Annotated in this window: 25 protein-coding genes; 17 read left to right on the top strand and 8 right to left on the bottom strand. The window is 71.2% G+C overall.

Going from position 1 to position 24,244, the window contains the following annotated elements:
• Positions 1 to 13: 13 nt before the first annotated feature.
• The gene (gene dtd, locus N5I75_RS18290) at positions 14 to 439 is read right to left on the bottom strand and encodes a D-aminoacyl-tRNA deacylase (RefSeq protein ID WP_476678820.1); all 426 of its coding nucleotides are present in this window, start codon (positions 437 to 439) and stop codon (positions 14 to 16) included.
• A gap of 191 nt (positions 440 to 630) precedes the next feature.
• On the opposite strand from dtd, the gene N5I75_RS18295 reads away from it, so the two are divergent.
• Both N5I75_RS18295 and N5I75_RS18300 read left to right on the top strand, forming a co-directional pair.
• Entirely contained in the window at positions 631 to 1,218 is a 588-nt protein-coding gene (locus N5I75_RS18295) for an RsiG family protein (RefSeq protein WP_476678822.1), read from the top strand.
• Between the two features lie 353 nt (positions 1,219 to 1,571).
• Positions 1,572 to 2,837 (top strand): GNAT family N-acetyltransferase, encoded by a 1,266-nt coding sequence (locus N5I75_RS18300; RefSeq protein ID WP_476678824.1) that lies wholly within the window; start codon positions 1,572 to 1,574, stop codon positions 2,835 to 2,837.
• Positions 2,838 to 2,909: 72 nt separating this feature from the next.
• Here the strand turns inward: N5I75_RS18300 and N5I75_RS18305 are convergent, their stop codons facing one another.
• The gene (locus N5I75_RS18305) at positions 2,910 to 3,095 is read right to left on the bottom strand and encodes a hypothetical protein (protein WP_476678826.1); all 186 of its coding nucleotides are present in this window, start codon (positions 3,093 to 3,095) and stop codon (positions 2,910 to 2,912) included.
• A 215-nt stretch (positions 3,096 to 3,310) separates the two neighbouring features.
• On the opposite strand from N5I75_RS18305, the gene N5I75_RS18310 reads away from it, so the two are divergent.
• Positions 3,311 to 4,237: a winged helix-turn-helix domain-containing protein gene (locus tag N5I75_RS18310; RefSeq protein ID WP_476678828.1), complete on the top strand. Its 927-nt coding sequence runs from the start codon at positions 3,311 to 3,313 to the stop codon at positions 4,235 to 4,237.
• A 25-nt stretch (positions 4,238 to 4,262) separates the two neighbouring features.
• Here the strand turns inward: N5I75_RS18310 and N5I75_RS18315 are convergent, their stop codons facing one another.
• The gene (locus N5I75_RS18315; RefSeq protein ID WP_476678830.1) at positions 4,263 to 4,454 is read right to left on the bottom strand and encodes a hypothetical protein; all 192 of its coding nucleotides are present in this window, start codon (positions 4,452 to 4,454) and stop codon (positions 4,263 to 4,265) included.
• Between the two features lie 204 nt (positions 4,455 to 4,658).
• Here N5I75_RS18315 and N5I75_RS18320 point away from each other — a divergent pair, with 204 nt between their 5' ends.
• The 3 genes from N5I75_RS18320 (at position 4,659) to N5I75_RS18330 (ending at position 7,388) form a co-directional block, all read left to right on the top strand.
• Positions 4,659 to 5,531 (top strand): winged helix-turn-helix domain-containing protein, encoded by an 873-nt coding sequence (locus N5I75_RS18320; protein ID WP_476679535.1) that lies wholly within the window; start codon positions 4,659 to 4,661, stop codon positions 5,529 to 5,531.
• 41 nt (positions 5,532 to 5,572) lie between these two features.
• Positions 5,573 to 6,298: an HAD family hydrolase gene (locus N5I75_RS18325; protein ID WP_476678832.1), complete on the top strand. Its 726-nt coding sequence runs from the start codon at positions 5,573 to 5,575 to the stop codon at positions 6,296 to 6,298.
• A 139-nt stretch (positions 6,299 to 6,437) separates the two neighbouring features.
• Entirely contained in the window at positions 6,438 to 7,388 is a 951-nt protein-coding gene (locus N5I75_RS18330) for a GntR family transcriptional regulator (RefSeq protein ID WP_476678834.1), read from the top strand.
• On the opposite strand, the gene N5I75_RS18335 is transcribed toward N5I75_RS18330, so the two are convergent.
• Entirely contained in the window at positions 7,379 to 7,570 is a 192-nt protein-coding gene (locus N5I75_RS18335; RefSeq protein ID WP_476678836.1) for a hypothetical protein, read from the bottom strand. The two genes, N5I75_RS18330 and N5I75_RS18335, sit on opposite strands and share 10 nt — an antisense overlap.
• Before the next feature lie 172 nt (positions 7,571 to 7,742).
• Between N5I75_RS18335 and N5I75_RS18340 the strand changes: the two genes are divergently transcribed.
• The 4 genes from N5I75_RS18340 (at position 7,743) to N5I75_RS18355 (ending at position 13,805) form a co-directional block, all read left to right on the top strand.
• Positions 7,743 to 8,621 (top strand): GntR family transcriptional regulator, encoded by an 879-nt coding sequence (locus N5I75_RS18340; protein ID WP_476678838.1) that lies wholly within the window; start codon positions 7,743 to 7,745, stop codon positions 8,619 to 8,621.
• A 147-nt stretch (positions 8,622 to 8,768) separates the two neighbouring features.
• A complete protein-coding gene (locus N5I75_RS18345) occupies positions 8,769 to 10,997 on the top strand; it encodes a phosphotransferase (protein WP_476678840.1) in 2,229 nt (742 codons plus the stop codon).
• A complete protein-coding gene (locus N5I75_RS18350; protein WP_476678841.1) occupies positions 10,994 to 11,635 on the top strand; it encodes a TetR/AcrR family transcriptional regulator in 642 nt (213 codons plus the stop codon). The genes N5I75_RS18345 and N5I75_RS18350 overlap by 4 nt, the downstream gene beginning before the upstream one ends.
• Positions 11,636 to 11,717: 82 nt before the next feature.
• Positions 11,718 to 13,805, top strand: a complete 2,088-nt coding sequence (locus N5I75_RS18355) for a HelD family protein (protein WP_476678843.1) — start codon at positions 11,718 to 11,720, stop codon at positions 13,803 to 13,805.
• 186 nt (positions 13,806 to 13,991) lie between these two features.
• Here N5I75_RS18355 and N5I75_RS18360 read toward each other — a convergent pair whose 3' ends face one another.
• A complete protein-coding gene (locus tag N5I75_RS18360; RefSeq protein ID WP_476678845.1) occupies positions 13,992 to 14,477 on the bottom strand; it encodes a MarR family winged helix-turn-helix transcriptional regulator in 486 nt (161 codons plus the stop codon).
• Between the two features lie 130 nt (positions 14,478 to 14,607).
• Between N5I75_RS18360 and N5I75_RS18365 the strand changes: the two genes are divergently transcribed.
• From N5I75_RS18365 to N5I75_RS18385, 5 genes are all read left to right on the top strand, one after another.
• Positions 14,608 to 16,086 carry an MFS transporter gene (locus N5I75_RS18365; protein ID WP_476678847.1) on the top strand — a complete coding sequence of 493 codons (1,479 nt, stop codon included), beginning with the start codon at positions 14,608 to 14,610 and terminating at the stop codon, positions 16,084 to 16,086.
• A gap of 122 nt (positions 16,087 to 16,208) precedes the next feature.
• Positions 16,209 to 16,661, top strand: coding sequence for a TIGR03618 family F420-dependent PPOX class oxidoreductase (locus N5I75_RS18370; protein ID WP_476678848.1), 453 nt, complete (start codon positions 16,209 to 16,211; stop codon positions 16,659 to 16,661).
• Between the two features lie 90 nt (positions 16,662 to 16,751).
• Positions 16,752 to 17,177, top strand: coding sequence for a helix-turn-helix domain-containing protein (locus tag N5I75_RS18375; protein WP_476678850.1), 426 nt, complete (start codon positions 16,752 to 16,754; stop codon positions 17,175 to 17,177).
• A gap of 27 nt (positions 17,178 to 17,204) precedes the next feature.
• Positions 17,205 to 17,819, top strand: coding sequence for a hypothetical protein (locus N5I75_RS18380; protein ID WP_476678851.1), 615 nt, complete (start codon positions 17,205 to 17,207; stop codon positions 17,817 to 17,819).
• A 139-nt stretch (positions 17,820 to 17,958) separates the two neighbouring features.
• On the top strand, positions 17,959 to 18,294 hold the full coding sequence (locus tag N5I75_RS18385; protein ID WP_476679536.1) for a DUF2516 family protein: 336 nt from the start codon (positions 17,959 to 17,961) through the stop codon (positions 18,292 to 18,294).
• Positions 18,295 to 18,315: 21 nt separating this feature from the next.
• On the opposite strand, the gene N5I75_RS18390 is transcribed toward N5I75_RS18385, so the two are convergent.
• The 3 genes from N5I75_RS18390 to N5I75_RS18400 all read right to left on the bottom strand — a co-directional run bounded on the left by N5I75_RS18390 (position 18,316) and on the right by N5I75_RS18400 (position 22,185).
• Entirely contained in the window at positions 18,316 to 19,761 is a 1,446-nt protein-coding gene (locus tag N5I75_RS18390; RefSeq protein WP_476678853.1) for a PP2C family protein-serine/threonine phosphatase, read from the bottom strand.
• A gap of 296 nt (positions 19,762 to 20,057) precedes the next feature.
• Entirely contained in the window at positions 20,058 to 21,173 is a 1,116-nt protein-coding gene (locus N5I75_RS18395) for a C40 family peptidase (RefSeq protein ID WP_476678855.1), read from the bottom strand.
• 205 nt (positions 21,174 to 21,378) lie between these two features.
• The gene (locus N5I75_RS18400; protein WP_476678857.1) at positions 21,379 to 22,185 is read right to left on the bottom strand and encodes a class I SAM-dependent methyltransferase; all 807 of its coding nucleotides are present in this window, start codon (positions 22,183 to 22,185) and stop codon (positions 21,379 to 21,381) included.
• A 204-nt stretch (positions 22,186 to 22,389) separates the two neighbouring features.
• Between N5I75_RS18400 and mshA the strand changes: the two genes are divergently transcribed.
• Both mshA and N5I75_RS18410 read left to right on the top strand, forming a co-directional pair.
• Positions 22,390 to 23,739: a D-inositol-3-phosphate glycosyltransferase gene (gene mshA / locus N5I75_RS18405; RefSeq protein WP_476678859.1), complete on the top strand. Its 1,350-nt coding sequence runs from the start codon at positions 22,390 to 22,392 to the stop codon at positions 23,737 to 23,739.
• Entirely contained in the window at positions 23,732 to 24,238 is a 507-nt protein-coding gene (locus N5I75_RS18410) for a type III secretion system chaperone family protein (RefSeq protein ID WP_476678860.1), read from the top strand. Before mshA ends, N5I75_RS18410 begins: the two co-directional genes overlap by 8 nt.
• Positions 24,239 to 24,244 lie beyond the last annotated feature (6 nt).

Genomic DNA, 24,244 nt, shown 5'->3' on the forward strand with positions numbered 1-24,244 from the left:
CGGCTCGGCCGCGCTACATCTCCAGGAGCACGGTGAACGGGCCGTCGTTCGTCAGCGACACCCGCATCTGTGCCCCGAACCGGCCCGTCGCCACGGTGGCGCCGAGCGCCCGCAGCTGAGCCACGACCTCGTCGACCAGCGGCTCGGCGACAGGGCCGGGCGCCGCCGCGTTCCACGTGGGGCGGCGCCCCTTGCGGGCGTCGCCGTAGAGCGTGAACTGGCTGATGACCAGCAGGGGCGCGTCGATGTCACTGCACGACTTCTCGTCGGAGAGCATCCGCACGGACCACAGTTTCCGGGCGAGCTGAGCCGCCTTCTCCTCGGTGTCCTCATGGGTGACCCCGACGAGGACGCAGAGCCCCTCGCCCTTGATCTCCCCGACGGTCTCGCCCTCCACGACGACGCTGGCGCCGTCGACTCTCTGTACGACTGCTCGCATGCCCCCATCATGCCGTGACCCGGGGGCCGCTCCGCGCCGCGGTCCAGAACCCCCCATCCGGGGCGGATATGGGGTACTCGCGCACAGAGCGGGCACCGGGAGTGGCACCATGCTCACACGCGGTGCGCCGGTGGCGCGCGGCGGCGGTCCGGTCGAGGGGACGGTAAGCACACACCATGGATGCCCAAGCCATGAGCCACACACCGAGCACGCGTCGGTCCGGGGACCCGGGTGCGGCGCCGGCCCGGCCGCCCGTGCAGCGCGTCGACAGCCCCGCACTGCCGGCCGCCCCCGAACACGATCTGGCCCGGCTCGACCTGCCCGAACTGCGCCGGGTGCGCCGCGAGTCGCAGCAGGACGAGGCGGACCTGAGCTACGTACGCCGCCTGCTGCAGGGCCGTATCGACATCCTGCGTGCCGAACTGGGGCGGCGCCGCGACCCCGAGACGCCCGTCGTGGACCGGCTCTCGGAGATCCTCCGCGACCAGCCGACCCGCCACCGCTCCTCCGCCCGCCACGTCACCCTGGGCACCCCGCACAGCGAGGAGTTCCGCCGCCTCGCGGCCGAGATGCTCTCCGAGGTCGAACTCTCCGACCTGGCGGCCCGCACGGACGACGAACTCCGGGCGGCGATGGGCCGCCTGGTCGGCTACGAACAACAGGTCTCCCGCCGCCGCCAACTCCTCCAGCACACAGCGGACAACTGCACAACAGAGATCGCCCGCCGCTACAGGGACGGCGAGGCCCAGGTGGACGACTTGCTGGTCAACGGCAACTAGTCCGCGGCAGCTTCGCAAACAGCCCCGCCAGGGGCGGGGGGAACTGCGCGCCCAGTCACGACGCACGCGCACTCGAAGACGTAGGCGAGGCAAGCCTGTGCCTCCGCTACCTGGCGAGGCCGCAGACCAGCCCCGCCAGGGGCGCGAGGAACTGCGCGAGCAACCACGACGCACGCGCACTGAACGACGCTGACGAGCGCTCGCGGCGCTGAGGGGCGCGGGGAACTGCGCGCCCAGCCACGACGCACGCGCACCCGACACCGACGACCGGCGCCCGCGGCGCTCCGCCCCGACAGCCCGGGCCCACCGGAATGCCCGCGACACAAAACCCCGCCCCGCCCTAACGTGGCCAAATGATCATCCGCCCCATCACCGACGACGAACTCCCCACCTGGTCCCGCGCCCTGAACGCCGGCTTCCTACGACCCCCCACCACATCCCCGGCCACACTGGCCAAACGCCGAGCCCACTTCGACCTGCGCCGCACCCGCGCAGCCTTCGCCCCGCCCCCCGACCAGCGAGAAGGCAGGGACCAGACCCAGGTAGCCACCTTCCGCTCGTTCGCCCAGACCCTGAGCGTCCCGGGCGGAGCCATCGTCCCGACGGACGCCGTCACGAACGTCACCGTCAGCCCCACGCACCGCCGCCGCGGCCTGCTCAGCCGCATGATGGCCGACGACCTCGCGGAGGCGAAGGCCCGGGGCGACGTCGCGGCGACGCTGATCGCCGCCGAGTACCGGATCTACGGCCGGTACGGCTTCGGCCCCGCGGCCACCACCACCCGGTGGGAGATCGACGTGGCGCGCACCGGCCTGGACCCGCGCTGGTCGGGCCCGGAGGACGGCGCCCGGATCGACCCGGCGGACCCGGACGAGGTGCGCGGGATCGGCCCGGAGCTGCACGCGCGCCTGCGCGCCCGCGTGGCCGGTGTCCCGTCCCGGGACGACTTCTGGTGGCAGCACGCGACCGGCCTCTGGCCGACCCCCGAGGACCCGTGGAACGAGCCGCTCCACGCGGTGTACCGGAACGCGGACGGCGAGGTGGAGGGCCTGGTCGCGTACCGGGCCGACGGCCACTGGGGCGATGCCAAGGTACCGGGCAACACGGCGACCGTGCTGTACCTGATCGGCACCACCCCGGCCGCCGAACGCGCCCTGTGGCACCACCTGTGCTCGATCGACTGGGTCACGACGGTGCGGACGGACGGCCGCGCCCCCGATGACCTGCTGCCCCACCTGCTCCCGGACCCGCGCGCCGCCCGCATCGTGACGCAGGCCGACTATCTGTGGGTGCGGATCCTGGACGTCGTACGGGCGCTGGAGGCACGGTCGTACGCGGCGAGCGGTGAGCTGGTCCTCCAGGTGCGGGACGGGGCGGGCCTCGCCGAGGGCCGGTTCCGGCTGGCGGCGGGGCCCGGGGGAGCGTCCTGCGCCCCGAGCACCGCGGCGCCGCAGCTCACCCTCGACATCGGTGAGCTCGGCGCGCTGTGGCTGGGCGACGTCCCCGCGACGCGGCTGGCCGCCCTGGGCCGGGTCGAGGAGGAGACGGAGGGCGCCGCCGCACTGGCCGACGCCCTGTTCCGTACCCCGAGGCGACCGTGGTGCCTCGACATGTTCTGACCCTGTGGTGCGGTGGTGTACGTGGTCGGAAGACCGACCGGGCTCCCGGCTCCCCTCCGGAAGGGAGCCCGGTCAGCCGCTCTGGGCGAGCAGCAGGACGAGGATGGCCGCCCCGATGCCGCTGATCGTGGTGTTCCTGGCCTTGAGCCCGATGGTGAGCACGACGAAGGCGATGATGCCCATCGGGCCGTACTTCCACTGGATGAGCTGCTCGAATCCGATGGCGAGCGCGGCGATGAGGATGGCGAAGACCGGCATTGGACTTACCCCCTTTGAGTCCGAGTGGTGACCAACTCCGACGCCATGTCGGTGACGTAGACCAACCTGTGTGACCGACGCCAACCCCCGAGGTTGTCCGACCATGTCGCTCAAGTTGGTCACCAACTCACTGATACTTATCTCCGCTGAGGCGCGACTCATAACCACCTTTCCCGCAACTCCCCCAAGATGGCGGGAAGTTGTAGCCTTGGGCTGTGAATGCGGAACATGCCGCCGTCAATGGACGGCCGGAGCCGCGGCGGACGCAGTGGACGTACCGCGAGGTGGCCGACGAGCTGCGCGCCCGGATCCGTTCCGGGGCCCTCAGCGCCGGTCAACGCATGCCGACACAGGCGCAGTTGGCGGAGGACTTCGGCGTGGACCGCTCCGCCGTGCGCCAGGCGCTGCGCATTCTGCAGTCCGAGCATCTGCTGGCCAACGTCTCCAAGGGCAGTCCGGCCACCGTCGCGGACACCAGCAGGGCCGCGCCGAGCGGCCCGGGCGCGCTGCCGCAGCCGACGATGGTCGCGCTGGCACAGCGGGTGTCCGCGGCCTTCCGCCATTCCGATGTGGAGATCGACGCCCTGTGCCTGACCTCGGTCTCGCTGACCCTCGCGATGGGCGAGCCGCTGCGCGAGATCCACGCGGGCCGCATAAAACCGGCCAAGGTGCGGGTGCGGGTGCTGCTGCCGAGCCGGGACATCGACCTCGCCTTCCCCGCCCCGGCCGACGCCGAGGTGGAGGCGGACGGCGTGACCGGCGACCGGCTGCAGCGCTGGTGGCTGGAGCAGCGCAACGCGCAGGGACAGGTCCTGCGCCACAACCTGCTCGGGTTGCGGACCACGCACGGCATCGACGTCGAGGTGGCGTTCCGCGCGCTGCCGTTCACGCCACCGGTCAAGTTGTACCTGCTCAACGACGTCGAGGCGCTGTTCGCGTACTACACGCTGTCGCGGCGCGGCACACAGATCGACCACGAGCGGGTGGACGTCTACGACGCCCAGGGCGTGTCCCAGAAGCTGTTCGGGTTCGAGCAGGGGGCGGGGCTGCGGGACACGACGTTCGTGGAACAGTCCCAGCTCTGGTTCAACAGCCTGTGGAACACGATCAGCGGGGACCTGACGCTCAGCGCACCGGGCTGAGCGGGGTGCGGTCCTGCCCGGTTCCTCAGGTGAGGGCGGGTCCGGCCACCATGATCGCGAGCAGGACGCCGCCGACAGAACTGCACGTGGCGTTCCTCGACTTGGCGCCGACGGCCAGCAGGAGCAGACCGGCGATGCCGGCCGGCCCGTAGTGCCACTGGACGAGCTGCTCGAAGGTGATCACGAACACCGCGGAGAGGAGGCTCAGGAAGGCCATGACGTTTCCTCCTTCATCGGCTACGGCGGAGAAGATGGCTGTACCGGTTGGCCGCAGTTGGCAGCCAACTCTACTGTGGTTGTCCCCACTTGGTCCCAGGACGTAAACAAGTCAACGACCAGTGCCGCCAAGTGACAGGGAGTTGTACCATTTGGTTCGTGACTGGGGAGCGTGGCAGACATGGCTGACATGGCGGACGCGACAATGAACGGCGGGGGCAGGCTTTCGCCCCAGGAGATCGCCGACGACCTGCGGGAGCGCATCAGGGCGGGCCGGCTCCGAGCCGGTGAGCGGCTGCCCACACAGGCCGCGCTCGCCATGGAGTTCGGCGTGGAGCGCGGCACGGTCCGCCAGGCGCTGCACCTCCTGCAGTCGGACGGCCTCCTGAGCAACATCAGCAAGGGCAGCCCGCCCCGCATCGCCACCTCGTCCCCGGCCCGGGACGAGCCACGGCCCACCATGGTCGCGCTCGCACCCCGGCTGGTGCAGGCGTTCTCCCAGCCCAAGGTGCGTATCGACGCCGTCTGCATGACCTCCGAGACGCTGATGCTGGCCCTCGGCGAGCCGCTGCGCATGATCCACGAGGGCCGGATGAAACCCGAGTCCATCGACGTACGCATCCTGCTGCCGAGCCGCAAGATCGACCTGGCCTTCCCGGTGCCGGTCCCCGACGACACGGACGGCACCGACCGCGCGGACGACGAGGCGGTCCACCAGCGCTGGCTCGCCACCCGCAACGCCCAGGGCCAGGTGCTGCGCCACAACCTGCGCTCCCTGCGCTCCTCGCACGGCATCGACGTCCAGGTCACCTTCCGGGCGCTGCCGTTCACCCCGCCGGTCAAGCTCTATCTGCTCAACGACGCGGAGGCGCTCCTCTCGTACTACATGGTCACGCGCCGGGAGGAGGAGATCGACAGCGGCACCAAGCTGGAGATGTACGCCGCCACCGGCTCGCAGGCCCTGCTGTTCTCCTTCGAGCGGAGCGCGGGCCACCGGGACCGGGCGTTCGTGGAGGAGTCGCAGAAGTGGTTCACCGCCCTCTGGGAAACCATCACCTCCGACCTGACACTCTCCTAGTGACTTCAGATGCGACGAAACAAAGCGTTCCCGTGGCCGAAGTGACGGGATCAGCACCCGAGTTGAACGGTTCGGACCGGTCGCTGACCGATCTGGTTAAGGGCGCACGCCATGTGCTCTTCGACTTCGACGGGCCGATCTGCCGCCTCTTCGCGGGGCGCCCGGCCCCCGTGATCGCCCGCGAGCAGGTCGACTGGCTGGACGCCCAGGGCCTCGGCGAGGCCCTGACCCCGGCGGAGCGCACCGACGACGATCCGCACAGCGCCCTGCGCAGCCTGGGGCTGCAACGGCCCGACAGCGACCTCGTCATCGAGATGGAGAAACGTCTCACCGCGCAGGAGCTGAAGGCGGTCCGCTCGGCCTGGCCCACCGAGCACGCGGACCCGCTGATCCGCACCTGGTCCGCGGTCGGCGCCCGGCTGGCCATCACCACCAACAACTCGCCCGAGGCGGCCCGGCGCTACATCGAGGGCCGCGGCCTCGCGCCCTGCTTCGAACCGCACATCTACGGGCGCACCCGTGACCTGCGCCTCCTCAAGCCGGACCCGTACTGCCTGAACCTCGCCCTGCGCGCGATGGGGGCGGCGCCGGCCGCCGCCCTGATGATCGGCGACGCGCCCACGGACCTGCTCGCGGCGCGGGCCGCGGGGGTGCCGTTCCTGGGGTACGCGCGCAATGAACGCAAGGCCGAGCCGTTGCGCGCGGCCGGGGCGCGTCATGTCGTCAGGTCGCTGGAATCGCTGCTCACGATCTTGCGGGGTCCTTAGGGCGGGCCGGGGCGGTCCAGGGCGGAGCCAGGGGAGGGCTGGGACGGTCCGGGGCAGGGCCGGGGCGGCTTCTGCGGAGTGAGAAGTTCCGCGCACGTCCGGTGGAGTTGGCGACCAACTGACGTAGAGTTGAGCCAACTTGGCAAGGCGGAATCTTGCCGAGGCGGGACGGGAGTACGTCGCGGTGAACGGCAAGAGCAACGTGGTGCACGGCAGCAGCAGTCCCACCCCCCGAGCCACCGCCGACGAGATCGCCGGCGTTCTGCGCGAGCGCATCAGAGGGGGCGACCTCAGGGCGGGCGACCGGCTGCCCACGCAGGCCGCGCTCGCCGAGCAGTTCGGTGTGGAGCGCGGCACGATCCGGCACGCGTTGCAGCGCCTGCGCTCGGACGGCCTCCTGACCAACGTCAGCAAGGGCAGCCCGCCACAGGTCGCGGGCGCCCCGGCCGCCCAGGGCCCCGGCGGCTCCCGCGCGGCCCGCTCCATCCTCGGCCCGCGCCTCGTGGCGGCGTTCGGGCAGCCGCGCGTGCGGATCGATGTCGCCTGCCTGACGGCGGAGACCCTGATGACCGCGCTCGGCGAACCACTGCGCCGCCTGTACGAGGGCACCGACCGCCCGGACTCCGTCCACCTCCGGGTCCTGCTCCCCGTCCTCGACCAGGACCTCGACTACCCCTCACCCGACAAGGGCTGGGGCCACGACGAGGCCCTCGACCGCGCCGTCAAGGAACGCAGCCGCGCCCAGCGCGCCGCCCAGCAGACGGTCCTCACCAACACGGTCACGGGCCTGCGCCGCAGCGGCATCGACGCCCGCGTCGAATTCCGCCACACCCTCGGCACACCGACCAGGAAGGTCTACCTCCTCAACCAGCGCGTGGCCCTGGTCGGGCACTACATTCCGGGGCGGTTCCTGCGGGAGGTGGAGGATTACGAGGGGGCGAATCCGGTGGCGTTGTGCGATGTGGAGGGGTTCGATACGCCGATGTTCGTGTTCGACGCGGACGAACACGGGGACGCGGCGGCCTTCGCACAGGCCGAGCAGGCCATGTTCGACGGCATCTGGGAACACGTGGCGCGGGCTCAGGCCTGAGCCAGGACCAGGAAGGCGAGCGCGACCCCGGTGAAGGCCAGCGGAGTGGACTTGCGCTCGGCCGACCACAGGAGGGTCAGGAGGGCGAGCGCGAAGACGCCGAAAACCCCGTACTGGGACTGCAGGAACTGCTCGACGCCGTAGCCGAGCAGAGGCGTCAGGATCTGCCACACCGGATTCATGTACCCCACCCCTTGTGATGTCGTGTCGGTGCCGTCACCTACTGGTCCAATTGGACTGGTTGACTTGGATTGGTACTCCCCGGCCGTGCAGATCCTTAATCAACCCCTGCCCACTGGCGGTAAGTTGACTGAAACCGGTGTGCTGGTGGCCTGACGGAGGTACGTTCCCCCTGTGGCGAGCGGCCGAAGCGATGCGAGTGGCGGCAGCGCGGTCTTCCGCGTCGTCGAGGATCTGCGTGCGCGGATGGCGGGAGGTGACTTCCCGCTCGGCTCACCGCTGCCCGCCCAGCGCCAACTGGCCGACGACTACGACGTGTCGCGCGACACCGTGCAGAGGGCTCTCCAGCAGCTTCGTGACGAAGGGTGGGTCGAGTCCCGGCAGGGCAGCGGGACCCGCGTGATCAAGGCCCAACAGGTCCAGTCGTACACGGCGAAGGCGGCCAAAGAGGGCCGGGTGACGCTGCGGGAGTTCTTCGACGAGGCGTTCGCCCTGCAGGACGTGGCACTCGACGTCTTCACACTGACGTCGGAGTCGCTGGACACCCAGGTGCGGGGGCAGATCGAGCGGATCAGATCCGGGGCGAGGCCGCCACGCAACATCACCATCCGGATGCTGCTGCCCTCGGAATCCCTCGATCTGCCGTATCCACGGGCGCTCAAGGATCCGGACGGCCGGCTGACGGCGCGGCTGCAGAAGAGACTGCTCGGGATCACGCACCGGCACAGCGGCTCACTGGAGGTGCAGTTGCGACAGTTGGAGGCCGAAGGCTTGGTGGAGTCCGCCCGGATCGAGACACGCCATGTCGATCTGGCACCGGCCTTCAAGCTGTACCTGATCAACGGCGAGCAGGCCCTGCACGGCCCGTACGAGGTGCTTGAGCGACCTATCGTCCTGAGCAACAAGGAGACGGTCGAGGCCCTGGACGTGCTCGGCCTCGGCGCGATGCTGACGCACTACCTCAAGGACGGCAATCCGGACTCGCGCGGGTCCGTCTTCATGGCGGCGTGGCAGGCGTGGTTCGACTCGGTCTGGACCCGCTTGGCGTACTGAATCGGTCGTCGTCCGAACGCGGGGCCCCGGAAGAGTGTCTTTACGCCGCCCGAACCCGGCACTAGCGGTCTCCGGTCGTGGGCTCCAGCGGCCCGGTCTACGCTGTGCCCCGTTACGGCCGTACGCATGAGTATTCAGGAGTGACCGGTGGGCGCAGATCTCGCCCTGAGGTCCCAGCAGCCACAAGTGGTCCGTGAGGTAGGGGCGCGTTGGCTGTGGGACGGCGTCGTCGAGGGCGCGCGACACCGTGGTGAGGAGCTGAGCGGGCACCACAACCACAACCAGGTGGTGCAGCTCTCCGCCGAGGAGGCGGCGGAGCTGGGCCGTCCGCCCGGATCCCGCGTCATGGTCAGACGCCGGAAGAAGGACGCGCCCTCGGTGGTGATCAGGACGTGGCGGGACGAACGGACGGTCCTGGACGCGATCGGCGGCACCCTCGGTCACGTACCGCAGTGTCTGGCGCAGCGCGATGACGTCGCCATCCACAGCTATATGGAGGGCACGCCCCTGTCCGGTGTCTGCCGGGACGGTAAACCGGTTGATTCGGTGCTGATCGACGCCTTCACCCATCTGCTGGCGGACATGACGCGTGTACCCGAGGGGCGCCTGCCGGCGAGGCCGCTCCACTGGCCCCGCGACCGGGACAGCCGAGGATTCTTACGGAGACTGGCGCTGGCCACCGACGAACAAGTGCGCCAGCCCAATTGGGCTGCCTTCGGTGGCCTCTTCGTGGCGTTGGGCGTACCGGAGAACGCACTGAGGCTGTATGCCCACTGGGCGCCGAAGCTGACTCCCCGTCCGTTCAGTCTGCTCCATGGTGATCTGCACCGCGACAACGTCATCGTCACCTATGACGGCGTACCCCCGCTGATGTGTGTGGACTGGGAGCTGGCGACCTACGGCGATCCGCTGCACGACCTGGCGGTCCACCTGGTGCGGATGCGCTATCCGCGGGAGCAGTGGGTGGAGGTGATCGAGCGCTGGCGCGAGGCGATGCTCCGGGTGCGTCCGGCAGCGGTCGAGGGGCTCGACGACGATCTGCGGCACTACATCGACTTCGAGCGGGCCCAGTCCGTGTACCCGGATGTGATCAGGGCCGTTGGTTCCCTCGGCGACACGTTCACGCAGAGCGATCTGGAAGTGGCGTCGCAGGAGGTCCACCGGGCGCTGGTCGTGGCCCGGCAGCCGCTCCGGTTGCGTGACGTCATGGACGCGGCATCGATCGAGCCGCTGCTGTTCCGCTGGCGGGTGGCCCAGGGCTCCCGGCACCGGGGGAGAGTTCCCTACCCGGCCATACACTGGAAGCGCGACGTCCGGGTGCCGCTCCGCGCCTCGTTCCCCAAGGAGAAGGTGGAGGCGGCGCTGTGGGCGGAGGGCGCGGCGACGGCGCGGCAGGTCTTCAAGGGCACGGCCCACCTGGGCACAGTGGTCGAAGTCGACGATTACCCCGCCCCCGTCATGGTGCGCAGGAAAGTCGGCACGGACAGACCGATCGAGCCGAGGTTCCTCGATGAGCACGCGGTCCTGCGGGCCATCGAGGACTCGGGTGTGGACGTGCGCGTGCCCAAGGTTCTCGCTCTGGGGAAGAGCGACTTCGGGGAGCCATTCACCATCCACACCTATGTCGGTCCGTCCGACGCGGGCCATCGCCCGGTCCATCCCGTGCACGGGTTGCTGCAGGGAGAGGCCCACGACCTCGTCGACCAGCTGCGAAGACTGACGCAACTGGAGGCGCAGCCGTTGGCGCAGGACATGGGCGGGTCGCGTTTCTACGGTTGGCTCTGCGACCAGCTCGTCCTCCTGGTCACCGGACTCTCCCGCACATCGAAGGACCTGGCCGCCCGCCTCGGCCTGCCGGACGCCACCGGGCTCGCGGAGCGCTTGGACCGGCATGAGGTGCGGGAACGCCCGAATGTCCTGCTGCACGGCGACCTCAACCCTTGGAACCTGGTGCGGGGCGAGCGGGGCTTCGGCCTCACGCTCATCGACTGGGAGATGGCCATGGTGGGCGACCCGCTCTACGACCTCGTACGGCACATCCACCTGACCCCGACGACCCGCGAGATCCGGGAGCGGATGTACGCCCGCTGGGAGCGGCTGCTCCCGCCCCGCCACACGACCGGCTATCGGCGGGACGTGCCCGTGTACCAGGGCCTGGAGGTCGTCCGCTCGGCCTACGTCGACCTGGACCGCCTCGTCACCGGATCCGGCCTCGACGCCCCCAACGTCCGGCGCGCCGTGGGCTCCTACACGACGACCCTTCACAAGGCCCTCACATGGCTGGGCATGCCCCAGCTCTCCCGGGCCGCGGCCAACCCGTACCTCGCCCTCGCCCTGCCGCACGCGGAACCGGCCCCCGTACCCTCCCTCCCATGACGACCCCCGCCCCGCCCCCCGGCCTCCGTGAGCGCAAGAAGCAGCGGACTCGGCAGATGCTTTCCGATGCCGCTGTGCGGATGTTTCTGGAGAAGGGGTACGACAAGGTGTCCGTCGCGGAGGTCGCCGCGGCGGCGGAGGTGTCGAAGCCGACGTTGTTCCGGTACTTCCCGGCCAAGGAGGACCTGGTGCTGCACCGGTTCGCCGATCATGAGGACGAGGCGGCCCGGGTCGTGGCGGGGCGGGCGGCGGGCGAGGCGCCGGTTCAGGCGTTGCGGCGGCATTTTCTGGAGGGGCTGGAGCGCCGGGATCCCGTTACCGGGCTGTGTGATCATCCGGCGGTGCTCGCCTATCAGGAGCTGTTGTACGGGACTCCGGCCCTGGTGGCGCGGTTGGCCGGGTACCGGGAGCGGTCCGAGTCGGCGTTGGCCGACGCCCTCGGGGGGCCGGTCGTCGAGGCGCGGCTCGCCGCCGGGCAGATCGTGGCCGTGCAGCGGATCCTGGCCGAGGAGAACGTGCGGCGGATCCGGAGCGGGGAGGCGGCGGACGCGGTGGCGGCGGATGCGGTGCGCGCCGCCGAGGTGGGGTTCGGGCAGTTGGGGGAGGGGCTGGGGCGGCGGTTCTGTGCGGGTGGGTGAGTGTCGATAGTTTGCGGCTCGATAGTTTATGGCTGAGTTAAAAACTTAACTCGGTAACGTTTTGTGCGTTACCTTGGGGCGTATGGACCAGCCCTCCCTCCTCGCCGAACGCCGTTTCCACGACGCCTGCCGCGCCGCCCTCGACGCCATGGTCGAAGGCGCCGACGAGCAGGTCGTCATCGGGGAGAACGCCTCCGCGTCCGGCGCCGACGCCGAAGTCCTCGGGTATCAACTGCGCAGCCTCGCCGCGGGGTTGCGGGAGCTGCCGCCGGGGCCGTTGTTCTTCGGGCGCCTCGACTTCGGGGCAGGCGGTGAGCACGCGGGGCAGAGCTATCACGTCGGGCGGCTGCGGATCACCGAGGATCCGGCGGCGCCGCCTCTCGTCGTCGACTGGCGGGCGCCGGTGTCGCGGGCGTTCTACCAGGCGGGCGCCAACGATCCACAGGGTGTGGACGTACGGCGCCGGTTCGGCTGGGCGCCGGGCAGTCAGGGCGATTCGGCCGATCTGACCAGCATGGAGGACGAGCGGCTCGGCGCCGGTGAGGGCAGTGGTGGCGGCGGCCGGATCCTCGCCGGGGAGATCGAACGGCCCCGGGTCGGCCCCATGCGCGACATCGCCGCGACCATCCAGCCCGAGCAGGACGACCTCGTACGGGCCGGGCTCGGCACGTCGTTGTGCGTGCAGGGCGCGCCCGGCACCGGCAAGACGGCCGTCGGGCTGCACCGGGCCGCGTACCTGCTCTACACGTATCCGCAGCGCATCCAGCGCGGGGGCCTCCTGGTCCTCGGGCCCAACCGGACCTTCCTGTCGTACATCTCCGCCGTGCTCCCCGCCCTCGGTGAGAGCGGGGTGCGGCAGTCGACCGTCGAGGAGTTGGTCGGGAGAGGGCGGTCGGTAGGGGACGACAGTGATGTTGCGGCCGTCGTCAAGCACGATGCGCGGATGGCGGAGGTGTTGCGGCGTGCGCTTTATGCCCGGGTATCGTCCGAGGTCCAGGTCCAGGTCCAGGTCCAGGTTCAGGTCCAGGTCGAGGTCGATACCGTCGCCGATGTGGGCGGTGGCGCGCTCGTCGTGTCCGACGGGGCCTATCGCTGGCGCGTGCCCCTCGTCGAACTGCGGCGCATCGTCGACGACGTACGACGTGAGGAGCCGCCGTACGCCGCGGGACGCGAGCGCGTACGCAGCCGGGTCGTCCGCTGCGTCCAGGAGCGGGCCGAACGGCGTGGCGTCGCGGCGACCCGTGCCTGGGTGCAGAAGGTCGGGCGGTCACGGGCCGTGCGGGCGTACGTGGATGCCGTCTGGCCCAGGGTCCGGCCGGAGGAAGTGCTGTGGGGGCTGCTGTCCGACGCCGACGCGTTGGCTGTCGCCGCGGAGGGGGTGCTCAGCGGTGCGGAGCAGAAGGCGCTGCTTTGGGAGCGGCCCTCGCGTTCGTACAGGTCCGCGAAGTGGTCGAGTGCCGATCTCGTGCTGCTCGACGAGGTCGCCGGGCTGATCGAACACCCCGAGGGGTACGGGCACATCGTCGTCGACGAGGCGCAGGATCTGTCGCCCATGCAGGCTCGGGTCGTCGCCCGGCGGGCCGTCTTCGGGTCGTTGACCGTGCTGGGGGATCTGGCGCAGGGCACCACGCCCTGGGCTGCGCGCGCGTGGGGCGAGCTGTTGGTTCACCTGGGCAAGCCCGGGGCGGAGGTGGTGGCGTTGACCACCGGGTTCCGGGTGCCGGCCGGTGTCGTCGAGCTGGCCAACCAGGTGCTGGCACGTATCGATGTCGATGTGCCGGCGGCGCGGTCGCTGCGGGCGGACGGGGAGGTGCGGGTCGAGCGTGCCGAGGATGTGGTGGGCGGGGTGGTGCGGGCCGTGCGGCGGGCGCTCACGTATGAGGGGTCGGTGGGGGTGATCGCCGCCGAGGGGGACGTGGCTCGGGTGCGGGGGGCGCTTCGCGCGGCGGGTGTTTCGGTGGGCGGGGTCGAGGAGCTCGGGGCGCGGGTCGTGGTTCTGGGCGCCGGGGAGGCCAAGGGGCTTGAGTACGACCATGTCGTCGTTGTTGAGCCGGCGGCTGTGGTGGAGGGGGAGCCCTGGGGGATGCGGCGGCTGTATGTGGTGTTGACCCGGGCGGTTTCCCGGCTTGATGTTGTGCATGGGCTGCCCCTGCCGTTCGCTCCGCGGTAGGGCTGGACACTTCGGCCGGTATCGCGGGTGCGGGTGCGTCGTGGCTGGGCGCGCAGTTCCCCGCGCCCCTGGCGGGGTTGCCCCCTTGCGTCCATCTCCCGGGTGCGGGTGCGTCGTGGCTGGGTGCGCAGTTCCTCGCGCCCCTGGCGGGGTCGTTCCTGGCGGCGTCGTTCGCACCGCCCCTTCTCAACCCCGTTGCCTCGGGCGGCGCGTCGGGGACGGGGTCGGGGTGGACAGGTGGTCTGTTGTCAGGTGGGTCAGGAGGCGGAGGAATGTCTCCCGGTCGGCCGGAGGGAATGCCGCCAGGGCCTCCTCGTGGACCCGGTCCACGATCTCCTGGCTGCGGGCCGCCGTCCGGGCGCCGGCCTCCGTCACCGCGATGATCCGCGCCCGCCGGTCCGTGCTGGACGGGCGGCGTTCGGCGAGGCCCGCCTTCTCCAGGGCGTCGACGGTCACCACCATCGTCGTCTTGTCCATGTCGCCGATCTCGGCCAGTTGGTTCTGCGTGCGCTCCTCCTCCAGCGCGTGCACGAGCACGCAGTGCATGCGCGCCGTCAGGCCGATCTCGGCGAGCGCCGCCGCCATCTGCGTACGCAGCACGTGGCTGGTGTGGTCCAGGAGGTAGGAGAGGTCGGGCCTGGTCCGGGTCGGGGCGGGCGTCATGGCGGTCATGGGATTCAGGGTAGTCGGTTTCTCGTCCGTACTTCCGTCGTAGATAGTCTGCAACGGAACTATCTGTTACGGTCGTGCTGTCGTCGCCGCCCGGTGGGGGTGGTGGCCCGACCCAGGAGGACCGTTCGACGTGTCCGCCCTCCCCGCGACCGAAGCCGCGCGCCCCGCGCCGCCCCGCACCCGTTCCCGCTGGCTCGCCCTCGGCGTCATCGCCACCGGGACCCTGATGATCATCCTCGACGGTTCGATCGTCACCGTCGCCATGCCCGCCGTCCAGGACGACCTCGGCTTCTCGCCCGGTGGTCTGAGCTGGGTGGTCAACGCCTACCTCATCGCCTTCGGCAGCCTGCTCCTGCTCGCCGGGCGCCTCGGCGACCTCGTCGGCCGCAAGCGGATGTTTCTGACCGGCACCGCCGTGTTCACCGCCGCCTCGCTCCTCGCCGGGTTCGCCACGAGCCCCGGCGTCCTGCTCGCCGCCCGCTTCCTGCAAGGGGTCGGCAGCGCGATGGCCGCCGCCGTCGGGCTCGGCATCCTCGTCACCCTCTTCACCGACCCGCGCGAACGGGCCCGTGCCATCGGCGTGTTCAGCTTCACCGGCGCCGCCGGGGCCTCGATCGGGCAGGTGCTCGGCGGCGTACTGACCGATGCCCTCGACTGGCACTGGATCTTCTTCATCAACCTGCCCATCGGCGCCGCCGTCCTCGCCCTCGCCGTGCCCGCGCTCCCCGCCGACCGCGGCCTCGGACTGCGCGCGGGCGCCGACGCGTGGGGCGCGCTGCTGATCACCGGCGGGCTGATGCTCGGGATCTACGGCGTCGTGAAGATCGAGGAGTACGGGGCGTTCGCCGGGCGGACCCTCGGGCTGATCGGCGGCTCGCTCGCCCTGGTCGCGGGGTTCGTCGTGCGGCAGGCGCGGGCCCGTACCCCGCTGATGCCGTTGCGCGTCCTGCGCTCGCGGGCCGTCATCGGCGCGGGCGTCACCCAGATCCTCACGCTCGCCGCGATGTTCGCCTTCCAGGTACTGGCCGCGCTCTACATGCAGCAGGTGCTCGGTTACGGGGCCCTGGCCACCGGGCTTGCCATGCTGCCCGCCGCCGTCATGATCGGGGCGGTGTCGCTCGGCGTCTCGGCGCGGCTCGCGCACCGGTTCGGGGAGCGGCAGGTGCTCCTCGCCGGGCTCGTACTGCTCGCGGGCGCCCTCGGCTACCTCGCGCGCGTGCCCGTCCAGGGCTCGTACGTCCCTGATCTGCTCCCCGTGATGCTGCTGGTCTCCGGCGGCGGGCTCGTCCTCCCGGCGCTCGCCGGGCTCGGCATGTCCGCGGCGGGGGAGGAGGACGCGGGGCTCACCTCCGGCCTCTTCAACACCACCCAGCAGATCGGCATGGCGCTCGGCGTCGCCGTCCTGTCCACCCTCGCGGCGTCCCGCACCGACGCGCTGCTCGCCGCGGGCGCCACCAGGGAAACGGCTCTGACCAGCGGATACCGGCTGGCGTTCGCCGTCGGGGCGGGACTGATCGGGGCGGCGTTCGTGGTGGCGCTGCTGGTGCTGCGCAGGCCCGCGCGGCCTGTCCAGGAAGACGCCCGTACGGCCGCACCCACCGCCGCCTGAACCCGCAAGCAGCCACGAACCCGCAAGCAGCCACGAACCCGCAAGCAACCACGAACCCACAAGCAACCACGAACCCGTCAGCAGCCACGAACCCGTCAGCAGTTTAAAGAAGGAGCACCCCGATGCCCGGCCCCGCACCCCGTTCCCTCACCGAGCCCGAGCTGTCGAAGATTCTCCAGGACGGCCGTTTCGGCACCCTCGCGAGCGTCCGTTCCACCGGCCACCCGCACCTCTCCACGGTCCTCTACGACTGGAACCCGGCCGAGCGCCTGCTCCGCGTCTCCACCACCCGGGACCGCCTCAAACCACGTCATTACCGCGCCGACCCGCACGCCGCCCTGCACGTCAGACGCGACGATTTCGCCTTCGCCGTGGCCGAGGGGGAGGCGGAGGTGACGTCACCGAGCACGTCGCCCGGCGACGCCGTGGGGCGTGAACTTCTTGCCGTCGCGCGGCAGTTCGTCGCCGAAGGCGCCGAGGAGGAGTTCTACGCGGAAATGGTCGCCGAGCACCGGATCGTCATCCGCATCAAGGTGACACGGCTCTATGGGACGGCGCTCGACGGGGCGGTGTGACTCGTCGTGGAAGCTCAACGCGCGTGGCGTGGAACACTTTTGCAAGCGGTCGCTTGCAAAAGTTAGCGCGGGTGCGGCACCATCGAAGGCATGGCATCGCTCAACGTCGTCGGCAATCTCGGCGAGTACCTGCGGGAGCAGCGCCGAAACGCGCAGCTGTCGCTTCGTCAGCTCGCCGATGCCGCCGGTGTGTCCAACCCGTACCTGAGTCAGATCGAGCGCGGGTTGCGCAAGCCGAGCGCGGAGGTGTTGCAGCAGGTCGCGAAGGCGCTGCGGATCTCCGCCGAGACGCTGTACGTACGCGCCGGCATTCTCGACGCGGAGCGGGAGCGGGACGACGTGGAGACGCGTGCGGTGATCCTCGCCGACCCCTCGCTCAACGAGCGCCAGAAGCAGGTGCTGTTGCAGATATACGACTCGTTCCGGCATGAGAACGGGACCAGCGACCACCGCGCCGGCAGCAATGGCGACCATGACCACGGTTCCGACGGCGATGCCGAGCCCTCGACGACGTAAGCAGATGTGATCCGGGAGGACCACGCAATGGCCATCAAGGACGACCTGCGCAAGACCTTCTCCGACCCGACCCCGCTCTACTTCGCCGCGGGCACGGCCGAGTTGGCGTTCCAGCAGGCCAAGAAGGTGCCCGGGCTCGTGGAGCAGTTGCGGGCCGAGGCGCCCGCGCGGTTCGAGGCCGTGCGCAACACCGACCCCAAGGACGTGCAGGACAAGGCCGCCGCGCGCGCCAAGGAGGCGCAGGCGGTCGTCACCTCGAAGTTCTCCGAGTTCGTCGCCACGCTCGACACCGATCTGAAGAAGCTCGGCGAGAGCGCTCAGGACATCGCCCTGCGCGGAGTCGGACTCGCCGCCGAGGCCGCCGTCAAGGCGCGCGAGGCGTACGAGAAGGTCGCCGAGCACGGCGAGGAGGCCGTGAAGGCGTGGCGCGGCGAGGCCGCCGAGGAGATCAACGAGATCGCCGTGGCCGTCGAGCCGGACCCGGAGCCCGCGGAGGGCGCCGCCGCCGACAAGCCCGCCGCCGCGACGACCACCGCCAAGAAGGCCCCCGCCGCCAAGAAGGCACCGGCCAAGAAGACCGCCACCGCCAAGAAGAGCGCGGAGAGCACGGGCGGCGCCGGCGGCACGGGCGGCGCCGAGTAACCGCACAACCCGCACGACCCGCACGACCCGCACCATCACGAGCCGGGCACGAGACGCGTGTCCGGCTCGTTGTACGGGTACGGTGGCCGCAGGTCACTGGATGGAAATGGCAGACGATTTTGGTGGTGGCGTTGTGCTGATGCAGGGGTTCGCCAATGTGATGTGGCTGCTGAGCCTTGCGCTGATCGTCTTCAGTGGCTTCGCGCTCGTCGACGCCGCCATCCGGCGCGAGGACGCCTACCGCGCGGCCGACAAGAAGACCAAGCCGTTCTGGCTGGTCATCCTCGGGCTGGCGTTCGTCGTGAACCTGCTCTTCCCGATCCTGTCGTTCCTGCCGATCATCGGGCTCGTCGCGACCATCGTGTACATGGTGGACGTGCGGCCCGCCGTCCGGCAGATCACTGGTGGCGGGGGCCGCAGGGGGCGCGGCTCCAGCAGCGACGGCCCGTACGGCCCGTACAACGGCGGACGCTGACCCCCGAGCGGGAGAGGTCGGTCAGCGGTCCAGGAGCAGGATCGCCACGTCGTCCGTCAGGTCGCCGCCGTTGAGGTCGCGGACCTCGTTCATCGCGGCTTCCAGGAGCTCCTCGCCGCCGAGGCCGTCCGCCTGCCGCCGCCGGATCAGTTCGAGCATGCCCTCCTGGCCGAGGCGCTGGTTGCCCTCGCCGATCCGGCCCTCGATCAGGCCGTCCGTGTAGAGCATCAGGCTCCAGGACGCGCCCAGCTCCACCTGCGTACGCGGCCAGCGCGCCTTCGGCAGCAGCCCGAGCGCCGGGCCGCCGTTCTCGTACGGGAGCAGCGACGCCGGGCGTCCCGGGCTCGCGATCAGCGGCGCCGGGTGGCCCGCCAGGCACAGGCCCGCGCGGCGCCCGTCCGGCGATATGTCCACCGTGCACAGGGTCGCGAAGATCTCGTCGTTCTCGCGCTCGTGCTCCAGGACCTGCTGGAGGGTGGAGAGCAGCTCGTCGCCGCAGAGCCCGGCGAACGTCAACGCCCGCCACGCTATGCGCAGTTCGACGCCGAGCGCCGCCTCGTCGGGGCCGTGCCCGCAGACGTCGCCGATCATCGCGTGGACCGTGCCGTCCGGGGTGCGGACCGTGTCGTAGAAGTCGCCGCCGAGCAGCGCGCGGGAGCGGCCGGGCCGGTAGCGGGCGGCGAACCGCAGGGGCGAGCCTTCGAGCAGCGGCGTCGGCAGCAGGCCGCGCTCCAGGCGGGCGTTCTCCTGCGCGCGGATGCGGGACTCGGTGAGCTTGCGCTGGGCGATGTCGGCGCGCTTGCGCTCGACGGCGTAGCGGACGGCGCGGCCGAGGAGGCGCGCGTCCAGCTCGTCGCGGAACAGGTAGTCCTGGGCGCCGACCCGGACCGCCTCGGCGGCGCGCTCGGCGTCGCCGGACGTGGTCAGCGCGAGCACGGCGTGGCGCGGCGCGAGGCGCAGGACGTGCCGGAGGGTCTCCAGCTCGTCGGAGACGGCGTCGGTACCGGACCCGGCGTCGGCGACCGCTCCGGCCTTCGCGCCGCCGGGCGCGGGCAGCGCCAGGTCGAGCAGGACGCAGTGCACGTCGTGGGTGAGCAGCCGCTCGGCCTCGGTGAGGTTGCGGGCGGTGCGCACCCGTATAGGCCGCCCCGCGGCGTCCGGCATCTCCGGGATGGTGAACGAGCCGGCCGGGTCGTCCTCGATGACGAGGAGCGTCAGGAGGGAGTCGGCCGTCGTCTTGCCCGGCTTCGGCGGAGGCGTAGGCGTATGCGGCTGCGTATGCGGCTGCGTATGCGTGTCGGTGCTGGTGGCTTGCGTGGTGGGCGGGGTGTGCGTCGTGGTCGGCTTCGGTCGGGGCGGTTCCGCGGCCTGCGTGGTAGCGGTCGTGGTCGCTCCGGTCGGCGCAGCGTGAGCCTGACCACCTTCCACGGCGGGGATCGCTCTCTGCCGCGGTACGGGTACGGGCATCGCTCGGTTTCCTTCCCTCCCCCGAGGGCGCGGTGGGACGAAGGTCGTCGGCCACCAGACGGGGACCTTAGCGGTACCCGGCGCGTCAACGGAATGGCGAACGGCAAACGGCCAGCGTCATATGCCGCAAGGAGTACCGGAATTGGGCAGGTTGCGGAGGCGAACGCCTGACACGGAATGACGAACATCACGCCGTGCCGCCGGAACCGTACGCGACCGAGTGCGATCGGTCACGTGTCCCAGGTCACCGCGCGCGGGGAAGAGGTGCGGGGGGTGCTGGGGGGGGGTGCGCGGGCTCAGGCGTCCGGCCGCACGACTCCGAGGAGGTCCATGGAACCGGCGCCCGCGACCGTCACGTTCCGCCCCGGGCGGGGGGCGTGGATGATCGCCCCGTCGCCCACGTACATGCCCACATGGCTGGCGTCGTCGAAGTAGATGACCAGGTCACCGGGGCGCATGTCCTGGACGGCGATGTGCTTGAGCTGCTTCCACTGCTCCTGCGACGTGCGCGGGATCGGCTTCCCGGCCGCCGCCCACGCCTGCGAGGTCAGCCCGGAGCAGTCGAACGACTTCGGGCCCTCGGCGCCCCACACGTACGGCTTGCCGATCTGGGCGGTCGCGAACTTCACCGCCTCCTTGCCCGCCTGCGTCGCCTTGCCGTCGATCTCCTTCAGGACGCCCGAGGAGAGCCAGGCGGTCTGCGCCTTCTCCGCCGCCTCGGCCTCCAGCTTGGCGAGCCGCTCGAGCTCCTCCTTCTCGAGCCTGCTCTCCAGCGCCTGCGCCTCCTTGATCTGCTTCTCGACCTTCTTCTTCGCGGCCGCCTTCTTCTTGCGCCCCTGCTCAAGGTCCTTCCACTTGGCGGAGGCGTCGGCGGCGTACGCGGAGAGGTCCTCCTGCGTCTGCTCCAACTGTCCGAGCAGATTCTTGGTGGCGAGCTGGCCCTGGTGCAGCCGCCCCGCGTTGTCGAGGAACTGCTGCGGGTCGCCGGAGAGCAGGAACTGCGCCTCGCGCGGGATGCCGCCCGTGCGGTACTGCTCGCGCGCCGCGGCGGCCGCGCTCGCCTCCAGGCGGTCCAGCTTCTTCTGGCCCGCCGCGATCTTCTGGGCCAGTTTCACGATCTCGACGGACTGCTTGTCGGCCTTCTCCTCCGCCGCGTTGTACGCATCGGTGGCGACCGCGGCGTCGTGGTACAGCTTCTCGATCTTCTTGCGGACGGCTTCGAGGTCCTTGGTCTCGACGGGTGCCGAGGCGGACGCGGACGGCGACCCGGAGGGAGACGCGGACGGGGACGACGACGGGTCCGGGGAGGCGGGCGGTGCCGGTGCCGCGAACGCCGCGCCCGGCGCCGCCAGCACGGTCACGGCGCAGACGACCGCCACGGCCGCCATCGTCATCGTGCTCCGCTTGCTCATCCGCTCCGCCCCCACAGCCACAGCCGACACCACCGGCCCACACCTGATTTACCGTCAGTAACTTGTGTGCGCTCCGGGGATCGTGCCACGTGAGCGCCACATGCGACAGACCCCGCACGGTGTGACGAACGGAACGCGGTGAACGTTCCCGGAGACGGGTGAACGTCCGAGGGTCAGCCGGTGAACGGCCCGCGCGGCGCCAAGGTCAGCCGGTGAACGGCCCGCGCGGTGCCAACGCGCCCCATTCGACCGTCAGTTCCCCCTGCCGCCACCGCCCGGGACCGTCCACCACCGGCCACTCGCCCGACAGGGCCCACGCCGTGCGGATCCAGCGCTGCCGCGCCCCGTACGAGGCATAGGGCGCCGCCGCGGCCCAGGCCCGGTCGAAGTCGCGCAGGAAGGCGTGGACGGGTTCGCCGGGCACGTTGCGGTGGATCAGCGCTTTGGGGAAGCGTTCGGCCAGGTCGGAGGGGGTGTGCAGGGAGCCGAGCCGGGTAGCGAACGTCACCGTGCGCGGACCCTCGGGGCCAAGGGCCACCCACACGTGGCGCCGCCCGATCTCGTCGCAGGTCCCCTCGACCAGGAGGCCGCCCGGCGCGAGCCGCCCGCACAGCCGTTCCCAGACCCCGGTGACCTGGTCCTCGTCGTACTGGCGGAGCACGTTCGCGGCGCGGATCAGCACGGGCGGCGCGGCGAGGGGCAGCTCGAAGCCGCCGTGCCGGAACGTGAGCCCCTCGCGCTCGTACGGCTTCGCGGCCGCCACCCGCGCCGGTTCGATCTCGATGCCGACCACGCGCGCGTGGGGCGCGGTCTCCCGCAGACGGGCGAGCAGCTCGACAGCGGTCCAGGGCGCCGCCCCGTAGCCGAGGTCGACGGCGACCGGGTCGTCGGCGCGGCGCAATGCGGCGCCGTGCGTGGCGGCGATCCAGCGGTCCATGCGGCGCAGCCGGTTGGGGTTGGTGGTTCCCCGCGTCACCGTTCCCACGGGACGGGAAGGGGTACGCGGGTTCATGGCTACGAGGGTATGCGGTGCGGGAGGAGGGACCTCGGTGGGGATTTTGGTTGAGCCCGGGACGGTAATGATTCGGCAAACTGGAAATGGAGGCGGCCCCTCCGGTGTTGCCGCTCTTGGACGAGGGCCCCTGCCCTCTCCGAGCCGTGCCCGCGCCCGCGCAGGCTCCACCGTCCGTCCGCCCCACCGAGGAGGGCCCGCCACGTGAGCCAGTACGTGACCAGGTTCCGCCGGTCCGGTTCCGGGGCGCCCGCGGCCCGGCTGCGGTTCCCCGGCGGCTCCCGGCGCCCCCGCCGGATCGCCATGCTCAGCGTGCACACCTCACCGCTGCACCAGCCCGGCACGGGCGACGCGGGCGGCATGAACGTCTACATCGTGGAGCTGGCCAAGCGCCTCGCCGCGATCAACATCGACGTCGAGATCTTCACCCGGGCCACCACCGGCGGCCTGCCCCCCGAGGTCGAGCTGGCCCCCGGCGTCCTGGTCCGCCACGTGGACGCGGGCCCCTACGAGGGCCTCGCCAAGGAGGAGCTGCCCGCCCAGCTCTGCGCCTTCACGCACGGCGTGATGCAGGCGTGGGCGGGCCACCGCCCCGGCTACTACGACCTCGTGCACTCGCACTACTGGCTCTCCGGGCACGTCGGCTGGCTGGCCGCCGAGCGCTGGGGCGTCCCGCTCGTGCACGCCATGCACACCATGGCCAAGGTCAAGAACGCGGCGCTCGCCGAGGGCGACACCCCCGAGCCGCCCGCGCGCGTGATCGGCGAGACCCAGATCGTGCGCGCCGCCGACCGCCTCGTCGCGAACACCGCCGAGGAGGCCGACGAGCTGATCCGGCACTACGACGCCGAGCCCGGCAAGGTCGCCGTCGTCCACCCCGGCGTCAACCTGGACCGCTTCCGCCCCGCCGACGGCCGTGCCGCCGCCCGCGCCCGCCTCGGCCTGCCGCAGGACGCCCTCGTGCCGTTGTTCGCGGGCCGCATCCAGCCGCTCAAGGCCCCCGACATCCTGCTCAGGGCGGTCGCCGTACTCCTCGACGAGCGGCCAGAGCTGCGCTCGCGGATCGTCGTCCCGGTCGTCGGCGGCCCCAGCGGCAGCGGCCTCGCCAAGCCCGCCGCCCTGCAGAAGCTCGCCGCGCGCCTCGGCATCGCCGATGTCGTCCGCTTCCACCCGCCGGTCGGCCAGGACCAGCTCGCGGACTGGTTCCGGGCCGCGTCCGTCCTCGTCATGCCCTCCTACAACGAGTCGTTCGGGCTCGTCGCCATAGAGGCGCAGGCCGCGGGCACGCCCGTACTCGCCGCGTCCGTGGGCGGCCTGCCCGTAGCCGTACGGCACGACGAGACGGGCTTCCTTGTCGACGGCCACGAACCTGCCCGCTACGCGCGCGTGCTCCGCGAATTCGCCGACCACCCCCACCTCGTCGACACGATGGGCGCCGCGGCGGCCCGGCACGCCAAGGGCTTCGGCTGGGACGCGTCGGCGGCGCGGACCGCCGACGTGTACACGGCCGCGATGCAGGAACACCGCCGTCACGTACCCTCGCACCATGGCTGACCACGACCTTCCCACCGCCGCGGCGACCGTCGAGGCCGTGCTCAAGGACGCCGAGCTGGAGTGGGAGAGCCCGGAGCCCGGCTCGTACGTGGTCAAGCTCCCCGGCACGCGCAAGCTCTCCACGACGCTCTCGCTCCGCGTCGGACAGCACAGCCTCTCGCTGAACGCCTTCGTGATCCGCCACCCCGACGAGAACGAGGCGGGCGTCCACCGCTGGCTCCTCGAACGCAATCTCCGCCTCTATGGCGTCAGTTACGCGGTCGATCAGCTCGGCGACATCTACCTCGCCGGCAAGCTCCCTCTCGCGGCCGTCACCCCGGCCGAGCTCGACCGTCTGCTCGGCTCGGTCCTGGAGGCCGCCGACGGCGCCTTCAACACCCTCCTCGAACTCGGCTTCGCGAGCGCGATCCGCAGGGAGTACGAGTGGCGGGTGTCGCGCGGGGAGTCGACGCGCAACCTGGACGCGTTCGCGCACCTGATCGAGCGCCCGTCGAAGTAGCCGCCG

This window comes from Streptomyces sp. R818 (assembly GCF_056172735.1).

Coding starts and splice junctions, on each gene's coding strand:
- N5I75_RS18385 (WP_476679536.1), top strand. CDS start 17,959: ATGCAGGGGTTCGCCAATGTGATGTGGCTGCTGAGCCTTGCGCTGATC.
- dtd (WP_476678820.1), bottom strand. CDS start 439: ATGCGAGCAGTCGTACAGAGAGTCGACGGCGCCAGCGTCGTCGTGGAG.
- N5I75_RS18375 (WP_476678850.1), top strand. CDS start 16,752: ATGGCATCGCTCAACGTCGTCGGCAATCTCGGCGAGTACCTGCGGGAG.
- N5I75_RS18355 (WP_476678843.1), top strand. CDS start 11,718: ATGGACCAGCCCTCCCTCCTCGCCGAACGCCGTTTCCACGACGCCTGC.
- N5I75_RS18370 (WP_476678848.1), top strand. CDS start 16,209: ATGCCCGGCCCCGCACCCCGTTCCCTCACCGAGCCCGAGCTGTCGAAG.
- N5I75_RS18400 (WP_476678857.1), bottom strand. CDS start 22,185: ATGAACCCGCGTACCCCTTCCCGTCCCGTGGGAACGGTGACGCGGGGA.
- N5I75_RS18380 (WP_476678851.1), top strand. CDS start 17,205: ATGGCCATCAAGGACGACCTGCGCAAGACCTTCTCCGACCCGACCCCG.
- N5I75_RS18300 (WP_476678824.1), top strand. CDS start 1,572: ATGATCATCCGCCCCATCACCGACGACGAACTCCCCACCTGGTCCCGC.
- N5I75_RS18390 (WP_476678853.1), bottom strand. CDS start 19,761: ATGCCCGTACCCGTACCGCGGCAGAGAGCGATCCCCGCCGTGGAAGGT.
- N5I75_RS18395 (WP_476678855.1), bottom strand. CDS start 21,173: ATGAGCAAGCGGAGCACGATGACGATGGCGGCCGTGGCGGTCGTCTGC.
- N5I75_RS18320 (WP_476679535.1), top strand. CDS start 4,659: ATGAACGGCGGGGGCAGGCTTTCGCCCCAGGAGATCGCCGACGACCTG.
- N5I75_RS18360 (WP_476678845.1), bottom strand. CDS start 14,477: ATGACCGCCATGACGCCCGCCCCGACCCGGACCAGGCCCGACCTCTCC.
- N5I75_RS18410 (WP_476678860.1), top strand. CDS start 23,732: ATGGCTGACCACGACCTTCCCACCGCCGCGGCGACCGTCGAGGCCGTG.
- N5I75_RS18305 (WP_476678826.1), bottom strand. CDS start 3,095: ATGCCGGTCTTCGCCATCCTCATCGCCGCGCTCGCCATCGGATTCGAG.
- N5I75_RS18315 (WP_476678830.1), bottom strand. CDS start 4,454: ATGGCCTTCCTGAGCCTCCTCTCCGCGGTGTTCGTGATCACCTTCGAG.
- N5I75_RS18335 (WP_476678836.1), bottom strand. CDS start 7,570: ATGAATCCGGTGTGGCAGATCCTGACGCCTCTGCTCGGCTACGGCGTC.
- N5I75_RS18350 (WP_476678841.1), top strand. CDS start 10,994: ATGACGACCCCCGCCCCGCCCCCCGGCCTCCGTGAGCGCAAGAAGCAG.
- N5I75_RS18295 (WP_476678822.1), top strand. CDS start 631: ATGAGCCACACACCGAGCACGCGTCGGTCCGGGGACCCGGGTGCGGCG.